This window comes from Sphingomonas sp. Leaf62 (assembly GCF_001421915.1).
Lineage (GTDB): Bacteria > Pseudomonadota > Alphaproteobacteria > Sphingomonadales > Sphingomonadaceae > Sphingomonas.
Window position 1 is genome coordinate 74,188 of sequence record NZ_LMLN01000027.1, and the last position, 19,897, is coordinate 94,084.

Annotated in this window: 7 protein-coding genes; 3 read left to right on the plus strand and 4 right to left on the minus strand. The window is 66.3% G+C overall.

Going from position 1 to position 19,897, the window contains the following annotated elements; all coding sequences use genetic code 11:
- Positions 1-120 precede the first annotated feature (120 nt).
- Positions 121-4,848 carry a cadherin-like domain-containing protein gene (locus ASE91_RS11305; protein WP_056626302.1) on the minus strand — a complete coding sequence of 1,576 codons (4,728 nt, stop codon included), beginning with the start codon at positions 4,846-4,848 and terminating at the stop codon, positions 121-123.
- Positions 4,849-5,631: 783 nt separating this feature from the next.
- Between ASE91_RS11305 and ASE91_RS11310 the strand changes: the two genes are divergently transcribed.
- Positions 5,632-12,867 carry an autotransporter outer membrane beta-barrel domain-containing protein gene (locus ASE91_RS11310; protein WP_056626303.1) on the plus strand — a complete coding sequence of 2,412 codons (7,236 nt, stop codon included), beginning with the start codon at positions 5,632-5,634 and terminating at the stop codon, positions 12,865-12,867.
- A 388-nt stretch (positions 12,868-13,255) separates the two neighbouring features.
- Positions 13,256-15,763, plus strand: coding sequence for a TonB-dependent receptor (locus tag ASE91_RS11315; RefSeq protein WP_056626305.1), 2,508 nt, complete (start codon positions 13,256-13,258; stop codon positions 15,761-15,763).
- A gap of 374 nt (positions 15,764-16,137) precedes the next feature.
- Here the strand turns inward: ASE91_RS11315 and ASE91_RS11320 are convergent, their stop codons facing one another.
- The 3 genes from ASE91_RS11320 to ASE91_RS11330 form a co-directional block, all read right to left on the minus strand.
- Complete coding sequence (locus ASE91_RS11320) at positions 16,138-16,506, minus strand: helix-turn-helix domain-containing protein (RefSeq protein WP_056503796.1); 369 nt, start codon at positions 16,504-16,506, stop codon at positions 16,138-16,140.
- 17 nt (positions 16,507-16,523) lie between these two features.
- Positions 16,524-16,826, minus strand: a complete 303-nt coding sequence (locus ASE91_RS11325) for a type II toxin-antitoxin system HigB family toxin (protein WP_056626307.1) — start codon at positions 16,824-16,826, stop codon at positions 16,524-16,526.
- A gap of 107 nt (positions 16,827-16,933) precedes the next feature.
- Positions 16,934-18,136 (minus strand): GGDEF domain-containing protein, encoded by a 1,203-nt coding sequence (locus ASE91_RS11330; RefSeq protein ID WP_056626309.1) that lies wholly within the window; start codon positions 18,134-18,136, stop codon positions 16,934-16,936.
- A gap of 246 nt (positions 18,137-18,382) precedes the next feature.
- On the opposite strand from ASE91_RS11330, the gene ASE91_RS11335 reads away from it, so the two are divergent.
- A complete protein-coding gene (locus ASE91_RS11335) occupies positions 18,383-19,720 on the plus strand; it encodes an ABC1 kinase family protein (protein WP_056626312.1) in 1,338 nt (445 codons plus the stop codon).
- The last annotated feature ends 177 nt before the right edge of the window (positions 19,721-19,897 follow it).

A 19,897-nucleotide genomic window follows, 5' to 3' on the forward strand; every position in this document is an offset into this window, starting at 1 on the left:
CGGTCCGATCCCCAGGAGGACCGGACCGAAATCGGCGTGAACCGATTGATTTGCAGGTAATGACCGTCCCGGCCAATGGCCGCCCCCTCCCGCCCAGGAAGGGCCGGCCATCAATGCGCCTTACCGGTCGTGATGCAGCTGGCGGTACAGTTCGTCGTCCTGCCCGATCAGCTTCACCTCGATCCCGACATCGCCGAACGCCGGCGGGGTCATGTCGTCGGCATCGGTCAGCACGTCGATTTCGGTGATGCCGATCGCCTTGAGCTGCTCCACGCCGCCTTCGACCTGCGCCAGCGCATGGGCCGCGTCGGCGTCCATCACCAGCGCGACCTTGTCGCTGCCCTGGAAGATCGGATCGGGTCCGTTCTGCCCATCGCCCAGCGAGCGGAGCAGGGCGCGGATCTCGGCCATGCCGCTATCCCCGTCCAGCCCGTCGAGGCCGAGGTCGACATAGACCGGCCCATTCTGACCATCGTCGAGGCGGACCTCGTCGACGCCCATGTCGCCGATGTCCTTCAGCGTCGCGAGCAGCTTGTCCGACGAACCGGTGCCGTCGATGACCAGCGTATCGGCGGTATAGGCGCGCAGCAGGCCCGATTCCGCCAGCGCATGATGCGCGCCGTCGGTGATGCGGTACACCCCGCCGGTGCCATCGTCGTCGGCCCCTTCGAAGCCGCTGCGCATCTCCTGGATCAGTTCGGCTTCGGCGCGAGCCTCTTCGGGATCGAGGAAGCGCTGTGCCACCGGATCGAAGGGTTCGTAGGCGAAGTCGATGCCGAACAGGTCGGTGATCTGGTCCAGCACCGCCAGCTGATCGGGATCGAGCAGGGCGATATCCTGATTGGTGACGATATGGTCGATCCCGGCATCGGCCAGTCCCTGTGCCAGTTCGACGATCGCACCCAGCTGGCTCGCATCGACCCGCAGCGTGACGTCGAGCAGGTCGTCCGACTGTGCCACGTCGAACTGCGGCAGGTCGTCGGCGCTGATCCCGGTCAGGTCGCCGGCATCGATCACCAGCTTTCCGCCGATGGTCCCCGCCACCACATCGACCTTCAGGTCGTGCAGCCCGCGCAGCGTCGTCGACATCTGCGTGCCCTCCGCCGCGACGGTGATGTCGTCGCCGTCCGCGAAGTGCAGGCCCGCCGCGACCAGATTGGCCGCCTGATCGTCGGAAATGACTGCCTGATCCTCGATCACGTCGAGCGTGTCGACATTGATCTGGCCAAGCAGCGCCGCCTCGCCAGGGGCGGTGACCGCCGCCAGTTCGGTCGCGCCCAGATGTACCACCACGTCGGCGGCAGGGGTGAAGTCCATGCCGTTGACCGACACGCCCCAGGCCTGCTGGAGCGACAGCCCCAGTGTGCCCGACCCGGCGACGCCGATATGGTCGATACCCGCATCGGCCAGTGCCGGTGCCAGCTGGAACATGTCGAATTCGCGACCCAGCATCCCGGCATCGACGGTCAGCGTCACGTCGAGCGCGGCGTCGGTCTGGTCGATGACGAACGACGGCAAATCGCCGGTCGTGATGCCGTCGAGTGCGCCGCCCGCCTCCAGCGACAGGACGGTGATGCCCGCGCCCACCGCGACCGCATCGACATGCAGCCCCTGAAGCCCCTTCAGCGTGGTCGACATGTGCGTACCCTCGACCGCCAGCGTCACATCGTCGCTCTCGACGAAGTCGACGCCCGCGCCGATCAGCCCGGCGGCCTGCGCCTCGGTGATGGTGGCGGCACCGGCGACGTCGAGGTGATCGACATGGAGCTGCGCCAGCAGCGCCGGATCGCTGGCGATCCCCGCGAGCTGTCCCGCATCCACGTCGAGCGTGATGTCGGCGGTGGTCGCGAAGTCGAGCCCTGCGCCTGCCAACGCCTGCGCCTGACCCAGATCGAGTGCCAGCGCGCCGTTGCCGGCCACGCCCAGATGGTCGATGCCGCTGTCGCGCAGTCCGGCGGCCAGCTGGGTCAGGTCGACCCCGCTACCCAGCGTGCCCGGATCGACGTTCAGCGTCACGTCGAGCGCGGCATCCGATTGCGCCACGTCGAACTGCGGCAGGCTGCCGACGGTGAGCGAGTCCAGCGAACCGCCCGCCTCCAGCGACAGCGCGGTGACACCCGCCCCGACCGCGATCGCATCGATATGCAGCGCCTGCAGCGACTTCAGCGTGGTGTTGAGGTGGGTCCCCTCGACCTGCAGCGTCACGTCGCCCGCTTCGGCGAAATCGATGCCGGCGGTGACCAGCGTGTTCGCCTGCGCATCGTCGATGGTCGCGGTGTCGACAACGATCGTCTCCACGCCCGCCGCGGCCAGATCGGCGGCGCGGGTGATCGCGAAGTCGAGCTGCTCGGCCGATACAGTGAGCAGCGGCACGTCGAGGCTGGCGGTGGCGGTGCCGGTCGCGGTCGCGCCGGCGCTGTCCGCCACGGTGTAGCCGAAGCTCTGGCTACCGAGGAAGCCGTCCGCCGGGGTGAAGGTCAGCGTGCCGTTTTCGACCAGCGTCACCGTGCCGTTCGCCACGTCGACCGACTGGCCGATCGCGATCGCGCGGCCTTCGACCGCGACGACGCTGAGCGGGCCGCCGTTCGGATCGGTGTCGTTGGCCAGCACGCCGATCTGTACCGACATGCCCAGACCGAATTTGGCGGCATCGGCCAGCGTCACCGGCGGCAGGTTGGCATCGGGCTGGTTGAGATCGCGGACGGTGTCGACCAGCGCGCCGGGCGAGGTCGCGCTCGCCACCGCCTGGTTGATCGCTGCCGCCTTTTGCGCGGCGGCCGTCGCCACGCCCGCATCACCACCGGCCGCGACCAGCACGTTCGCCAGCTGCGTCGGATTGCCGAGATCGACCGCGCCGGTCTTCGTCATCTGGGCGATCTGGGCGCTGACCGCCGTGGCGCTGACGCCCGCTGCCTGCGCCTGGATCATCACCGTTGCGATCTGGGTCGCGACCTTCTGGATCGCGAAACCGATCGCCGGATCGGCGGTGGGCGCAAGGAAATCGAAACTACCAAGATCGGTGCCTTCGGGCAGGCCGAACGCGCGGGCGATCTGCGCCTGCGCGGTTGCCACGTCGACGCCGGTCTGGGTCAGTTCGGCGACCAGCGTGGTCAGCGGCGTTACCGCCGTCGAACCCGCCGGGGCCTTCAGCGCAATGGTGTTGGGCAGACCGGTGTCGGTGTTGACGCCGCCCAGTGCGATCATCGTGCCGACCGGTTCGCCGACCAGCGTGAAACGGCCCTGTGCGTCGGTGACGGCGACCACTTCGCCATCGTCATAGGCACCGTTGCCATTCGCGTCGAAGAAGATGCGCGCACCGGCGACATAGCCGTCGATGACCACGCCCTGCGTGACCTGTGCCACGGTCAGGTTCAGCGTGTCGGTATCGGTCGCCTGACCGTCGCTGGTGACCATGGTCAGCGTTTCCGCGCCGGCATAGCCCGAAGCGCTGGTATAGCCGATCGTGGCGAGTGTCGCATTGACCTGTGCCAGCGTGCCGGTCAGCACCAGCGAACCGGTGCCGGCGCCGCTGATCGTGGCGCCGCCGGCGACGGTGCCGGCGACCAGCACACCGTGCGCAACGCTCAGCGTGGTGGTGAAGCTGGCGTTGCCGCCGTCGACATCGGCGATCGACAGGCCGTTGATCGCGACGGCGCTACCCTGCGCCACCGGTGCGACGCTGGCGGGCAGCGCGTTGACCGGGGCGTCATTCACCGGGGTGACGGTGCCGTTGACGGTTGCGGTGGCCGTGCCGCCCTTCCCGTCCGACACGGTATAGGTGAAGCTGGGGCTGCCGTTGAAATTGGCAGTCGGGGTAAAGAGCAGATCGCCGCCGGCATTCAGGCTGACGACGCCGCCGGTGACCGTGACCGGGGCGGTCGCGGTGATTGCGGTACCGTTGATCTGCGTGACGCTCAGCGTATCGCTGTCGACGTCGCGGTCATTGGCGCGCACCGCGACGGTAACGGCGGTGTCCTCGGTGGTGGTGAAGCTGTCATTGGTCGCGACCGGCGCGTCGTTGACCGCCGTGACGGTACCGGTGACGGTTGCGGTGGCCGTGCCGCCCTGCCCGTCCGATACGGTGTAGGTGAAGCTCGGGCTGCCGTTGAAATTGGCGGCGGGCGTAAAGGTCAGCCGGCCATCGCCATTCAGGCTGACGACGCCGCCGGTGATCGTCACCGGGGTGGTCGCGGTGATCGCCGTGCCGTTGATCTGCGTCACGGTCAGCGTGCCGCCATCGCGGTCGCTGTCGTTGGTCCGCACGTCGAAGGTGACGGCGGTGTCCTCGGCCGTGGTGAAGCTGTCTGCGCTCGCGCTCGGCACGACGTTGGGCGCGGGACCGTCCTTGTCGCCGCCGCCACTGCCGGCCAGCGCGACACCGCCGCCGACCACCGCCAGCCCGGCCAGCAGCCATAGCGGCGAAAAGCCGCCGTCGAGCGCCGAGTCATGATGCGTGTCAGCGCTGGCGCGCTCGGCATGGGCGACGTCGCCATGCGCGTCGCCGGCGGCGGCGATCTTCGCCTCGCCCTTGGCTGCGACCTTGATCTTTTCGCGGAACGCGGTTTCAAGGCGACGGATCGCCGCCGAGGCATCGACGTCCAGAAGCTGGATGAATTCGCTGTCGAGCCCAAGCGAGGCCAGTGCCTCGGCATCGAGCAGTTGCTTGAGTTCGTCGATCGACAGGGTGCGGATCGCTTCCGGATCGATCGCGGCGATCGCTTCAGGCAGCGCGTCGGTGGGGACGGGACCGGCATCGCCGGCACCGGTATCGGCCGGGAGCGTCTCGGCATGCGCCGACTGGGTTTCGATCATCACGGCGACGAGCAGGCCGACCGCCAGCTCGACCATGTTGCCCTTAAGCTTCAAAAATCGCCGACGCGGCAAACGGATAGCCGAAGACTTCACTTATATTCCCCCTTTGCGCCCGCTCCGACCGGTCGCGGCGCATGGAGGTTACGCCCCGACAGGGGCACGCCATGACCGGCTCGACCGATCGGCGCGCGTGCGACGATCGCCATTCGAATGCTTTGACCCGAAACTCCGCCACGGTCCGGGACCGCATCGTCTGTTCCGTTCGGAAGACGTTCTCGCCGGGAAAGATTAAGTTCAGGTCAAAATGGGGCAGCGGATAAGAGATTTATGCGGAAACTTGGTAAATACCCGTTAAGCATGTTATTGCCGGACCTATCTAATTACTTGATGATCCTGCACTCCCTTTATCACTTCTCTCCCTGATGGGGGAACACGTCCCGGCGCACCCCTTGCGAACGCTCTCCTTCCACCACCCGGGATACCTCGGCGACCGGATGTCCGGCACCTTTTGGTCACATCGGGAACATTGAACCAATCCGGACAAGCAATGGTGCAACATCCTTGCTTTCCAATGTTGAATTCCCCTTCAGGCCCGAGAGGCTCCGAATTCACGATCTACGAATAGAGCGGAGAGGTGGCTTCGGTGATTTACCAATATAAATAGCTTATAAACCATGCCGGCGCCGCCATGGGCCTTTGTGAGAGATCCAATTAAACCGAAATGGATATAACGGCTGTATTAGCACCGATAATATCATCGAAAATCTCGACAACATCCCGACCGGATTGTAAGCGCCCTCCTGCTAAAAGGGGAACATCATGATCGGTCGGAACGAGATGTCGCAATCGCGGCAGGTGCGGGCTCGTGCGTTGGGTTCGAGTGCGATGACGGTGGCGCTGATGCTGGCAGGACCGGCCTTCGCCCAATGCGCACCCGATCCGACCATTTCCGGTGCCACCACCATCTGCAGCGGCACCGATGCCGACGGTCTGGTCGTCTCGACCCGGGGTACGACCGTCGTCGTCGATCAGGCCGCGACGGTCAGCGGCGCGAACGGCAGGCCGGGGATCGACGTACGCATCCAGTCGACCGCCAATGGCGGACCGGTCGCACTGACCATCAACGGGCTGGTCAATGAAGGCGTGTTCCTGAACGTCGATCCGATCGCAGGCGATACCAATGCCCATGTGCTGGCGCTGACCGTCGGTGCCGGCGGACAGGTGAAGGATGGCGTCGTCCTTGAGCGGATCTCGGGGCAATCCAACGCCGCCAGCGGCAGCATCGACAATAGCGGCGTGATCGGCGCGTCCGCTTTTGGCGTTGCTCTCTCATCCTCCAATTCCAACGTGCCATTTTCTTCCATCGTCAATCGTGCAGGCGGAACGATCAACGGAATTTCGGCGCCGATCGACACGCTCGACAATGCCGGGACCATCGTCAGCACCGAGCGTGGCATCGGGGCAATCAGTCAGTTCGGCAATTCGCCGTCGACCGGTGTCATCAACAATAGCGGTACGATCCGGTCCACCGACGATTTCACGCCGACCGTGTCGATCGATTTCTTCAACGCGCTGAACAATAACGGGACGATCGAGAACCTGGGGGCGGAAGCCGCAATCAGCGCTCTGATACTGACCATCAACAACAGTGCGGCCGGACGCATCACCAGCACGGGCACGACCGCGATCACCGTCCGCGACAGGTTGAACCTGATCAACGCTGGCACGATCGTCGGCGACGTGCTGGCCGGCGGCACCTCGACGACGTCCGGCAGCACGGTGGATTCGACCGCCGGGCAGATCACCGGATCGCTGCTCTTCGGTTCGGGCGCCGATACGCTGATCGCCGCCTATGATGGAACGCAGCTACGCTACGGCGTTGCTGGCGCGATCGATGGCGGTGCCGGCACCGACACCGTGCGGTTGCGCTTTGCTACAGATACCACGGTCGCGGTGCCGCTGACGCTGCCGACCGCGTTCGAGCGTTTCTCGCTGATCGCCGATGCCGGCACCACCACCACGCTGGCCGCCGGCGCTGCCGGAACCGAAGCGCTGGCAATCGGCGGCGGCGGGACGATCGTCAACAATGCGGTACTGACCACGCTCGGTCAGGTCATCGCCAACGACCTGTCGGTCGCCGGCACCCCCGGGCTGACCAACAACGGCACGATCGCGCTGACCACCACCCGCGGCACGCCTTATGCGATCGATCTTGCCCGGTTCAGCCGGTTCGAGAATAACGGCACGATCAACAGTGCGCGCAACGCCGTGTCGCTCGGCGATGCGACGACCGGGGCCGTCAACAACGGCATCGTCGTCAACAACGGCACCATCAATTCATTCTTCACCGGCATGCGCGTGACCGGCGACAGCTTCACCAACGGCGCGACCGGCGTCATCCAGTCGTCGAACGGCATCGCCCTTGCGCTGGCCAGCGGTGCGGCCGGTATTGAACGCACCAATGCCGGGCGGATCGACGGACAGACCGGCGCACGGCTGACCAGCACCTCGCTGGTCAATACCGGTACCATCCAGGGTACGCGGACCGGCACGATCCTCGGCGGCACCGCGACGCTCGACAACCGGGCGGGCGGCGTCGTGTCGGGACCGACCGCGATCTCCGGCCTGCTGAGCGGGGTATACACCTCGAACAACATCGTCGCCAATGCCGGCACGATCAACGGCAACGTCGTCTTCGCCGACCCGACGGACACCATCACCAACACGAGCACCCGCAACCGCTATTTCGCGCTGCCCGGCGGCGTGCTGAACGGTGATCTGACGCTCGGCCGCGCCGATGTGCTGGTCACCGATTTCGTCAACACCGGCACGGGTGCGTTTGCCGGGATCACCGGACAGGTCACTGCGAGCCGCTCCGTGCTGCGATTGCGCGTGCGCGCGGATGCGACAGACGTCCTTGCCGAACGCGCCGGCTTCACCAGCCTCGGTTATGAACTGTCGAACGACGCCCGGCTGACGCTGAGCGGCACGTCGGACCAAACGCTGCTGGTCGCCGGTCGCGGCAGCGTCGACCTGAGCGGCGACATCAGCACCGTGCTGCGTGCCGCGATCCAGAGCATTTCCCCAACGCTCGCGCCGGGCGAAACCGCCGGCACCAACGCGCTGACCATCACCAGCAGCGGCGATCTAAACCTGTTGCGTATCGAGGAAGGCAATTTCACCGGCGCGGTGGTCATGCTGCAGAATGGCGACCGCTTCACCAACAGCGGCACGATCACCATTGCCGATCGCGCCGAGCTGAGCCCGAATGAAGTCGCCGCCATTTCGGGTGCGTCCAATTCGGGGTCGGGGTCGGCGTCGCAGGTCACCAATAGCGGTCGGATCTCGCTCAACGGCGCGATCGGCATCCGCGATACCGGTACGATCGTGAACACCGGCACCATCTCGCAATCGACGCGCAACCGCACGTCGATCGGCGTGCTCGGCAGCTCCAGCTATGCCACGACGCTGACCAATTCGGGCACGATCAATGTCGGCGGCGTCGCGGTGCAGAGCGATACCAGGGGCATGACGATCGCCAACAGCGGCCGCATCAGCAGCTTCGGTGGCCTCGCCATCGCACTGGGGACGTCCAGCACGATCAACAATGCCGCGGGTGCAACGATCGCGGGCGGTTTGGCCGAAGGACAGACCGAGCGACTGGCGATCCGGATGGGCAGTGGTACGCTGACCAATGCCGGCACGATCACCGGGACCGTCGACCTGGGCTATCTCGCTTCCGGTCGATCGTTCAGCAGCGGGACCTACATCCAGGATGGCGGCACGCTCGACGGCAACCTGCTGTTCGGCAACGGCAACGATACACTGACCGCTTACACCCCCCTCAGCATCAACGGCACGATCGATGGCGGCGCTGGCATCGACACACTGATCCAGGCCCGCCGCGCCAGCGACACGGTAACGCTTAGCCTGAACGGCACGACCAATTTCGAACGGCAGGGCGTGCGCGCAATCGGTGCGGATACCGTCGTGACGCTGCGCGCCATCGAGCCGATCACCGGTTCGGTTGCGCTCACCGGCGACGGCGCGATCGTGAACACCGCGACGATCGAGAGTCTGACGCTCGGCACGCCCGATCAGTTCGTCGGCGGCAGGTTCCAGTTTGGCGCGGTGCTGGGCAACTTCACCAACCAGAGCACGATCACCAGTGCTGTTAGCGGCAAAACGCGTAGCTTCACCAATACCGGGACGATTGGTGGAGCGCCCGTCTTGGATTTCATGCGTAACGGCAGCGTCGATATCGAAGCGAACGACACGCTCACGTTCGCCAATACCGGCCGCATCGATACCAGCGACGTCGATCTATCGGCAGTCAACCTGTTCGTTCGTAACGGCTCGGTGCTGACCGCCAGCAATACCGGCACGATCAACGGCAGCGTCTCTGCAGAATTCTGGGCAGATTATTCGCCGGATCCGATTGCCGGTTCGCAGTCGCTGTCGTTCACCAACACCGGGACGATCACCTCGGCGGAAACCTACGATCGGCCCGAGACGCTGACCCTGCGCGCTGATAACGCGTTGACCGGCGGGGCGTCGATCACGCTGGACAACAAGGGACTGGTCGAAGCCGCCAGTGCCGGTGGCGCCGCCGTCGTATTGCGCGGAAGTCGCGGTCCCGGTGTCATGACCATCGCCGTGACCAATTCCGGCACGATCAGCGCCAATGCCGGCGAGAAGATTGTCGAGGAAAACTTCAACACCGGGTTCAACTTCATCGTCCCCAGCGTCGGCGTACTGGTCGTCAACGGTGGCGGTACGACACAGCTGACCAACACCGCATCGGGCGTGATCGAGGCGACCGGCACCCGATCGGCCGCGATCGCCGTCGACGAAGGCGCGCTCGACCTTACCAACGCCGGCATCATCCGCGGCGGAGCAGGCAGCCGTCTGGCCGACCCGGAAAACTCGACCTTCGGTCACGACATCGAATCCGACTATCTGGCCGGCGCGATCCTGACCTCGATCGAAACCGACGAAGAAGGTAGCTTCACCTCCGACCGCATCATCAACACCGGCACGATCATCGGTTCGATCGACCTTTCCAAGGGCGCCGACCGGATCGAGAATTACGGCCGGATCGAGGGTGACGTCTTCCTCGGTGCCGGCAACGACACCTTCCTCCATCGCCTGTCGGCGACGCTCATCGGTACGGTCGATGCCGGCGACGGCGACGACAGCTTCATCGTCGATGCGACCGGTGGCGGCACGCTGAATGGCGACCAGTTCATCAATTTCGAACGCTTCAGCCAGACCGGATCGGGCGAGGTCCGCTATACCGGCAATTTCCGCCTGAACACGATCGACCTGTCGGGCGGCGCGATCAGCGTCGCCGCCGGGCAGACGCTGACCAGTGACGGACCGTTCACCATCACCGGTTCGGACGCGGTCGAAACGGTCGTCAATGACGGCACCGTCGCCGGCGGCATTACGCTGGGCGGCGGCAACGACCAGGTCGTCAATCGCGGCACGATCGGTGGCGCGGTGCTGCTGGGCGAGGGCGACGACAGCTTCGTCGATGGCCCGAACGGCAGTGTCGCAGGCGGCATCGACGGCGGTGCCGGCACCGACAGCTACAGCGTCGTGCTGGCGGGCAATCGCACCGGCCTGAATGCGCACAGCAACTTCGAACGGTTGTCGATCGAGGGCACCGGCACGCTGACCTTCGGCCTTGTCCAGAGCTTCCAGACGACGACGCTGACCGGCACCGGCCTCAACGCGACGCTGGGCGGCTTCTCGCTCGGTACCGTCACCGGTTCGGATGCCGCCGAACAGGTGATGGTCGATGGTGACGTTGCTTCGGTCGCGCTGGCCGCGGGCAACGACATGCTCGCACTCGGCACGGCGACCGCGACGGGCAGCTATGACGGCGGCGCGGGCACCGACACCCTCGCCTTCGCCAATACCGGCCCGGTCACGCTGACCGGGACCGCGACCGGCTTCGAACAGGTCGCGCTCACCAACGGCGCGCTGACCGTTGCCGGCACGCTCGGCACCGCCAATGCGTCGCTGTCGTTCGGCGATGGCGCGCAGGCGCTGACGGTCGCGTCGGGCGGCACGCTTGCCGGGGTCATCGACCTCGGGGCCGGCAACGATGCGCTGCGTCTGGCCGGTACGCTCACCGGCACCGTCGCGGGCGGCGCGGGCAGCGATACCGCGACCCTCGTCCTGACCGGCGACCGCAGCCTGGCCAGCACCACGCTCACCGGCTTCGAAACGCTGGCCAGCGAAGGCAGCGGCGCGCTGACGCTGACCGGCACCCATGGCTATGACGCGGTCAATGCCGGCACCGGCCTGACGCTCGCCAGCGGATCGACGCTGACCGCCCCGATCCGCTTCGGCAGCGGCGACCAGCGCTTCACCATCGCCGGCGGCTTCACCGGTTCGGTCGATGGCGGCGCGGGCAGCGACACGCTGGCGATCACCGGCGGCACCGCGGCGTTCGGCACCGTCAGCAATGTCGAGGCACTGGCAATGTCGGGCGGTCTCGCGACCGTGTCGGGCACCGCCACGCTGGGCAGCGTCGATATGACCGGCGGACGTCTGGTCGGACTAGCCGGATCGGTGCTGAACGGGACCTTCGCGGTCCGCAGCGGCGCGACCTTCGGCTCGGCGGGAACCGTCAACGGCAACGTCACCGTCGCGGGTATCCTCAGCCCCGGTGCGTCGCCGGGCACGATGACCGCCAACGGCAATGTCGCGCTCGCCTCAGGCTCGCTGTCGCTGTTCGAATTCACGCCGACCGCGCAGGACAAGCTGGTCATCAACGGCACGCTCGCGATCGCATCGGGTTCGACGCTGCAACTGACGCAGAGCGGCACGCTGCGTCCCGGGGCCAGCTACGACCTGATCACCGCCAGCGGCGGCATCACCGGCAGCTTCACCACGATCCAGAAGCCCGACAGCCTGTTCGGCTTCGTCGTCCAGCGCACCGATCGCATCCAGCTGCTCGGCCAGTTCCTGAACGATGCGAGCTTCAGCCCGCAGGTCGGCCGCTCGATCGACTATGCCAACACCGTGCTGCAGACCCAGCCCGCGACCAGTGCGCTGTTCGCGGTGCTGCCGGCGCTGACCACTTCGGGCGGCGCGTCCAATGCGGCGGCGTTCGCGCGCCTGACCCCCGAAGCCTATGCCAGCGCGACGCAGGTCGGCGTCGAAAACGCGCTGGCGCTCACCGACATCGCCCGTGGTCCGGGGTTCGCCGCCAACCGCAGCGAAGCCGGCGGCTTCACCTTCGGGCAGGCGATCGGCAGCTGGTACCGGCTCGCCGCCGATAGGTCGGAGGGCGTGTCGCGTGCCGCCACCAACAGCTACGGCTTTGTCGGCGGCATCGGCTATGGTGACAGCGCATGGTCGGTCGGGGCCTTTACCGGCTTCATCAACAGCCGCCAGCGCATCGATGCCCTCGCCGCGCGCACCGGCGTCGATGGCTGGGTCGCGGGTGTCCATGGCCGCCACGAAGCCGGCAAGCTCGGCTTCGGCGCGTCGCTCGCCTATCATGGCGGCAAGGCCGATACCGACCGCGCGCTGCCGGCCAGCGTCGCGTCGCGCGCCAGCTATGACCTGACCAGTGTCGTCGGCGACCTGTCGGCGCACTACACGATCGACATGGGCGAATGGGCACTGCGGCCGCGCGCCGGCGTGACCTATATCCGCACGTCGCGCGACGGGGCAGTCGAAGCGGGCGGCCCGTTCGCGCTGACCGTCGCTGCCGACAAGCATGTCGCTAGCTTCGCCGATGCCGGCATCGGCTTCGCCCGGGCAGAAACATCGGACGCCGCATTCCGGCCGTTCGTGTCGCTGGGTCTGCGCTACCAGATCAAGGGCGAGCGTGCCGATGCGGTGGCGGGCTATGCCGGCGGGCCGCTCGGGCTGGTGGCACAGGGCGCGGGTCGCGCACAGACGGTCGGCACAATCAGCGCCGGCCTCATCCAGCGCGTGACCGACGGTCTCGACCTGTTCTCGACCGCTTCGGCCCAGACCGGATCGAGCGACAATCGGGCAGCGATCAGCACCGGCGCACGGTTGCGCTTCTGATCGGGGAACCGGCCTGCATTCCTTTCGAGGGAGTGCGGGCCGGTTCACGCGAAGGCGAACGGGCGGGACCGGGAAACAGCGGCATCCTCCGTCGCTATCCAAACGGGCGTAGTTCATCGCCCTCTGAATCAATCCCCGCCGATTGATCCAGATAGTCCGTCCGACACCCGACCATCGTGCCGTGTGATCGAGCGGAGGAACGCGCTTCGCCGTCGACCGACTGATCCTGGCCTGATCCACCTTGCCGAGGCGGTCGAACCGGAACGCACACAGGCAATGCGGCCACACTGATCGCCCCCAAGCAAAACTACCCCCGCCCTAAATCCCCACTCTATTGATCGGCAATGCTATCCCGGCCATTCTCCCACGTAATACAGGGAGATTACGCATGGCATTGTCGTTGGCGCTGATTCTGGCGCAGGTCGCCACGCCGGTGGTGCCCGAACCGGTCGCGCCCGCAACCGCCACCCCCGCACAGGCCACACCGGCAGAGGCCACACCCGAAACCGAGACCACACAGGACCCGCCGCGCGCCGATACCGGCCGCCTTGCCCCCGCACAGGGCGGCGGGGACATCGTCGTCACTGCCCGCCGCCGGGTGGAAACGGTGCAGAGCGTGCCGATCGCGATCTCGGTCATCGGCGGCACGACGCTGGCCGATACCGGGGCGTACAACGTCAACCGCCTGACCCAGCTGCAACCGACGCTGCAATTCTATTCGACCAACCCGCGCAATTCGGCCGCCAATATCCGTGGCTTGGGCGCGCCGTTCGGTCTTACCAACGACGGTATCGAACAGGGCGTCGGCATCTATGTCGATGGCGTCTATTACAGCCGCATCGCCTCGGCGACGTTCGACTTCACCGACACCGAACGGATCGAGGTCCTGCGCGGGCCGCAAGGGACCCTCTATGGCAAGAACACCACGGCGGGCGCGATCAACATCACCACCCGCAAGCCGAGCTTCACCCCCGAAGCCCGCGTCGAACTCACCACCGGCAACTACGACTTCATCCAGGCCAAGGCATCCGCCTCCGGCCCGATCGTCGATGGCAAGCTCGCCGCGCGCATCTCCGCCTCGGTCACCTCGCGGCGCGGCACGATCCGCAACACCGTGCTGGGCGGCTATGCCAATGCGCAGGATAACCAGAGCGTGCGCGGCCAGTTGCTGTGGACGCCCGCGCCCAATCTCGATGTGACGCTGTACGGCGATTATGGTCATCAGAACCCCGATTGCTGCGCGCAGATCTATGTCCGCACCGGCACGACGCAGCGCCCGCTGAACCGGCAATATGCCGCGCTCGCCGCCGCGTTCGGCTATGCCCCGCCCTCGACCAATGCCTTTGACCGGCTGACCGACCTCGACACGCCGTTGCGTGCGCGACAGGAACTGGGCGGGGTCTCGCTGGTCGGCAATCTCGACCTTGGCGGGGCGACGCTGACCTCGGTCAGCGCGTGGCGTTTCTGGAACTGGGACCCGTCGAACGACCGCGACTTCACCGGCCTGCCGATCACCACCGTGTCGGCCAATCCGTCGCAGCAGCGCCAGTGGAGCCAGGAACTGCGCATCGCGTCGAACGGCAAACGTGCCGTCGATTACGTCGCCGGCCTGTTCTATTTCCACCAGACGATCGATACGCAGGGGTTGCAGGTCCAGGGGCCGGCCGCGTCGCGCTTCCTGCTCAACCCCGGCAGCGTCACCCCGGGCAGCGCCGGCTGCGCGTCCGTCACGGCGGCCGCCTGCAACCCGGCGGTGCTGAACGGCCTGACCGCGCGCAACACCATCGGTTTCTCGAACACCAGCGCGGCGGTGTTCGGCAAGGCGACGTGGCACATCACCGACGCGCTCTCGATCGCGCCGGGGGTGCGCGTCAATTACGACAAGAAGACCGGCGATTACGTCTCGGTCGTCACCACCGGCAGCGGATCGACCACGCTGACCAACGACCAGCGCGGCGTGCTCGCCCCGCAGTCGTATCGCCCCGATTTCGACGACTGGAACGTGTCGGGCGACGTGACCCTCGCCTATGACGTGGCGCGCGACGTCCATGCGTACGCGACCTATGCCCGCAGCTATAAATCGGGCGGCATCAACCTGTCGGGCCTGCCATTGGACGGCAGCAACAACCCGATCCTCGCGGCGGCGCAGGTGAAGCCCGAACAGGTCAATCATTACGAGCTGGGGCTGAAGACCCAGTGGCTCGACCGGCGGATCACCGCCAATCTCGCCGCCTTCTGGACCGATATCGGCGATTATCAGGCGACGGTGACCAACGGACAGCTGGGCGTGCTGCGCGGCTACCTCGCCAATGCGGAGGCGGTGCGCACCCGCGGCGTCGAGCTCGACACCGCCTTCCGCCCGACCGAGCGGCTGAACCTCTATGCCAACGCCGCCTATACCGATGCGAAGTACGTCCGCTTCACCGACGCCCCCTGCCCGCCCGAATTGTCGGGCGGCAGCGCGCCGGCGACGGGGCAGCAGACCAGCCCGGCGGGCACCGCCGGCGGCATCAGCCCGTCGGCCTGCGACGTATCGGGACAGCGCCTGCCCGGCATCTCGAAATGGGCGTTCAGCTATGGCGCCGAATATACCCTGCCGGCAAAGATCGGGACCACCGACGGCAATGCCTATCTCGGTTTCGACGGCAGCTATCGCTCGCGCTTCTCGTCCAACCCGTCGCCCTCGGCCTATACGTATATCGACGGCTACAGCCTCGCGAACTTCCGCCTCGGCTACCGCGCGGACGATGGATGGAACGCCTTCCTGTGGCTGCGCAACGCGTTCGACCAGAATTACTACGAACTGCTCGCGACCCAGTCGGGCAATACCGGCCTGATCGTCGGGCAGCCGGGCGATCCGCGGACGTACGGCGTGACGATCTCGGCGTCGTTCTGAGGGGAAGCGTTCCCCGGCGGAGGCCGGTTATCCCTTTTTCGGCGGATTTCGGCGGAAAAGGGATAATGGTTCACGCGAAGGCGCGAAGGGCGCGGAGAAAAGAAAGATAAGGGTTCGCGCAGAGACGCAGAGACGCGGAGGAGTTGCGATCCGGGTGAGCGCTCGCGATCGGGAGACACCTCTCCCCGCTGACAGATAGAGGAAGGCCGCTTGCGCGGGGGTGGCATCCGCCAAAGGCGCAACCCCTCTGCGTCCTTTGCGCCTCTGCGCGAATCCATTCCTTCTTAAATCTTCGCGTCTTCGCGCCTTCGCGTGAACCCCCTCCTTCTTTTCCCTCCGCGTCTTCGCGTGAACCAATCTGCAAGCAGGTTACCTCACCGCCCGGTCAGCGCATAATCCTGTACCAGCACCCCGGCAGGAACATGCCACGCCGCCGAAATCGCCCGGATCATCGGCAGCGTCAGTGCCCGGCGGCGGCTCAGTATCTCGGTCGCGCGCGACTGCCCGATCAGCATGGCCAGTTGCGCACGGGTATAGCCGTTCATTTCCATCGCTGCCTCGATGGCTCGTACCGGATCGAGCGGCTCGATCGGCCAGCGCTGCCGTTCATAGGTTTCGACCAGCGTCACCAGCACGTCGAGCCGGTCCCCTGCTTCGGTTCCTTCCTCGGCACCCCATAACGCTTCGATCTCACGAAGCGCATCCTCATGATCGGCATCGCTCCGGATCGGGCGAATATGCATGGCTGCGTTTCCTTCCATCAAAACAGGCTCACCGTCAGGGCATCGATCCGGTCATATTCGGGATGGGTACCAATGAACTTCACGAACGCGATCGATCGCCGCCAATCGAACGCCACGATCATCCGGTAATCGCCACCAGCTACCTCGAACCGTACCCGTTCCCCGTTCAGCGCCTTTGCCTTCGAAAAATCGGCCATGACATCCAACGGGTTCTGCCATGCGGCAGCGGCTGCCACTTCATGCCAATGCTTCAACGACGCTTCGGCAGCGGGATGCCGTTCCCAAAAGGCGATCAACCGGTTTCGGGCGATGATCCGCATGACGACCTTATAAAGCTTCCCAATATGGGAAACAAGTTGGTTTCCCATATTGGGAAGCAACCATGGTCCTTGCCGTGCCGTTCCGGGCAGTCCGCCCCCCGCCCGCGTCAGGCCGCTTCGGCAAGCGCGACATGATCGACCACCCGGTTGCGTCCCGCATCCTTGGCGGCATAGAGCGCGGCATCGGCCTGCGCGATCAGCTTTTCCCAACTCGTGCCGCCCCGGCCGGTCCGGCTGCACCCCAGGCTGATCGTACAGTGAATTTCCTGGCCGTCGGCGACGACGATCGGCGTTTGCTCGATCGCCGACCGGACGCGTTCGGCCAGGTCGACGGCGGTCAGGGGCGATGCGGGCGCGAGCAGGATCATGAACTCCTCGCCGCCGACCCGGCCGACCAGATCGCCCGGACCCACGGTCTCGCCGATCCGTCGCGCCACCGTCGCCAGCACCGCATCGCCCGCCGGGTGCCCCCAGCGGTCGTTGACCTGCTTGAAATGATCGATGTCGAGCAGGATCAGCCGCACCTCGCCCGCGTTGCGGTCGACCGCGGCGATCCGCTGCGCGCCCGCCTCCCACATCACCCGCCGGTTCGACAGACCGGTCAGCGTGTCACAGGTGGCATATCGGATCAACCGTTCGTCCAGCTGCCGCGCGATCATCCACAACAGGCAGATCGCGATCATCCACGACAGCAGCAGCCGGACGATCAACGCCACGATCGAACTCAGCTCGAACGCCGCGATCCCCTGGGTCTCGATCAGTACCGGCACCGTGCGCATCGCCATCGTCACCGCCCAGGCGAAATGGAACACCGCCGCCAGCCTTGCCGGCGGCCGATGCGATGTATCGGCATCGCGCCACAATACGACGCCGGTGGCGATCGTCAGCAGGCCGCGCAACATGACGCCGATCACCAGCATGACGCCGTAATCGGGCACGGGCCGCGACAGGGCATAGGCCACTTCGACGATGGCGATGCACCCGGCAACCGCGATCGGCCAGTTGTCGCGGGCGGGGCGATGCAGCAGGCGGTTGGTCGCGACCAGCGACAGCGCGGTTCCGGCATCGATCGTCAGGTTCGCGATCAACTGGCCACGGGGCAGCACCAATCCGACGGCAGTGGACGCCAGCAGCAGAAACCCAATGGTGAGCAGGCCATAGGCCGCAGCCCAGTACAACAGGCTGTCCGACCGTTTCAGGTAATCGGTCACCCGCCAGAAGCCAAGGAACAACAATGCGGTAGCAAACGATGTCAGTCCATTGACGAACAACATCGTTGTCAGATCGATCGGATGGGCATCGACATGCATGAACCATCCGATAGTCCGATACTATTAAGGAATCATCCTATCTGCCGGGCGACGGATCGGCATGATTACTTGCAGCGGCCAACGTCCGGCACAGGCGGTTCGGACGGACGCGCGGCGCAGACCGGGGCCGCAAGCAGCATCCGGTGCCCGTTTGCCGACACGCCGGAGCACGCGTTTTCCGGCGGACTTCGACCCCCGTCCCCCACGCACCGGAACCCTTGTGCCACTCCGACCGCTCGGCCACCCATGACCGACGAACCCACCCGCCCCGGCCGCGCCGTTCCCTCTGGCCGCCTGTCGCGCCTGTCCGGCTTCGGGCGTCTGGCCGGCGGCATCGCCGGGGGCGTGCTCGCCGAAGGGGCGCGGCGATTGGCGAGCGGTGAACGCCCGCGCATGGGCGACCTGATCCTCACCCCCGCCAATGCCAAGCGCATGGCCGACCGCCTGTCGCACCTGCGCGGGGCGGCCATGAAGCTCGGGCAGATGATCTCGATGGACGCGGGCGACCTGTTACCCCCCGAACTGGCCACGATCCTCGCCCAGCTGCGCAATCAGGGTCAGCCGATGCCGCCCGCGCAGCTCGACCGGCTGCTGATCGCCGAATGGGGCGCGGACTGGCGCAGCAAGCTCGCCAAGTTCGACGCGAACCCGATCGCCGCCGCCTCGATCGGGCAGGTCCATCGCGCCGAGCTGAAGGACGGCCGCCGCCTCGCGATCAAGGTCCAGTATCCCGGCGTGCGCGAGAGCATCGACGCCGATGTCGACAATGTCGCGACGCTGCTGCGCGTCTCCAACCTGTTGCCGCGCGAGCTGGACCTGAAACCCCTACTCGCCGAGGCCAAGCGTCAACTGGCCGACGAAGCCGATTATCTGCGCGAGGCCGACGCCATGCGCCGCTATGGACAGCGCCTTGCCGGCGACCCGCGCTATGTCGTCCCCGCGCCGGTCGACGCGCTGACCACGCCGCGCATCCTGACCATGGACTATATCGACGGCACCCCGATCGAGGATCTGGCGACCGCACCGCAAGCCGCGCGCGACGCGGCGATGACCGCGCTGATCGACCTCGTCTTGCGCGAACTGTTCGACTTCGCCGAGATGCAGACCGATCCCAATTTTGCCAATTATCGCTGGCAGGCCGACAGTGGCCGGGTCGTCCTGCTCGATTTCGGCGCGACGCGCCCCGTGCCGCCCGACACCGCCGATGCGTACCGCCGCCTCATCGCCGCCGGCCTCGCCCACGACCGCGACACGATCCGCGACGTGGCGGTCGAAACCGGCTTTCTGGGTGCCGCCGCCGTGGCAGCGCATCGCGGCGCGGTCGACCGGATCATCGCCGCGATCGACGACGCGATGGCCCGTCCCGGCCCCTTCGACTTCGGCGACCGCGCCTTCGTGCCGGTGGTCCGCGAGGAAGCCCGCACCCTCGCCACCGACCGCGCGACGTGGCACGTGCCGCACGTCGAAACGCTGTTCGTCCAACGCAAGATCAGCGGCACGGCGCTGCTCGGCGCACGACTGAAGGCCAAGGTCGACGTACGGGGGATGGCGGCGAAGGCGACGAGTCGACCTGTCGACATGTAGACCTAAAGCGTCGCTTCTGGGATCTCTCGGCAATAGCGCGCAGCGGGAGCCGCATGAGGCCCCAGCCTTCGCTCAGGCGACGCTTCCGGTTGGTTGGATCGGATCCTGATCGCATCGGTCGCCGCACTATAGGCCTCATAGGCCGGATCCGCATTCATACGAAACGCAGCGAAACTG

Excerpts from the sequence above, each read along its gene's own strand:
- ASE91_RS11305 (WP_056626302.1), bottom strand. The coding sequence starts at position 4,848 with ATGGTCGAGCTGGCGGTCGGCCTGCTCGTCGCCGTGATGATCGAAACC.
- ASE91_RS11310 (WP_056626303.1), top strand. The coding sequence starts at position 5,632 with ATGATCGGTCGGAACGAGATGTCGCAATCGCGGCAGGTGCGGGCTCGT.
- ASE91_RS11315 (WP_056626305.1), top strand. The coding sequence starts at position 13,256 with ATGGCATTGTCGTTGGCGCTGATTCTGGCGCAGGTCGCCACGCCGGTG.
- ASE91_RS11320 (WP_056503796.1), bottom strand. The coding sequence starts at position 16,506 with ATGCATATTCGCCCGATCCGGAGCGATGCCGATCATGAGGATGCGCTT.
- ASE91_RS11325 (WP_056626307.1), bottom strand. The coding sequence starts at position 16,826 with ATGCGGATCATCGCCCGAAACCGGTTGATCGCCTTTTGGGAACGGCAT.
- ASE91_RS11330 (WP_056626309.1), bottom strand. The coding sequence starts at position 18,136 with ATGCATGTCGATGCCCATCCGATCGATCTGACAACGATGTTGTTCGTC.
- ASE91_RS11335 (WP_056626312.1), top strand. The coding sequence starts at position 18,383 with ATGACCGACGAACCCACCCGCCCCGGCCGCGCCGTTCCCTCTGGCCGC.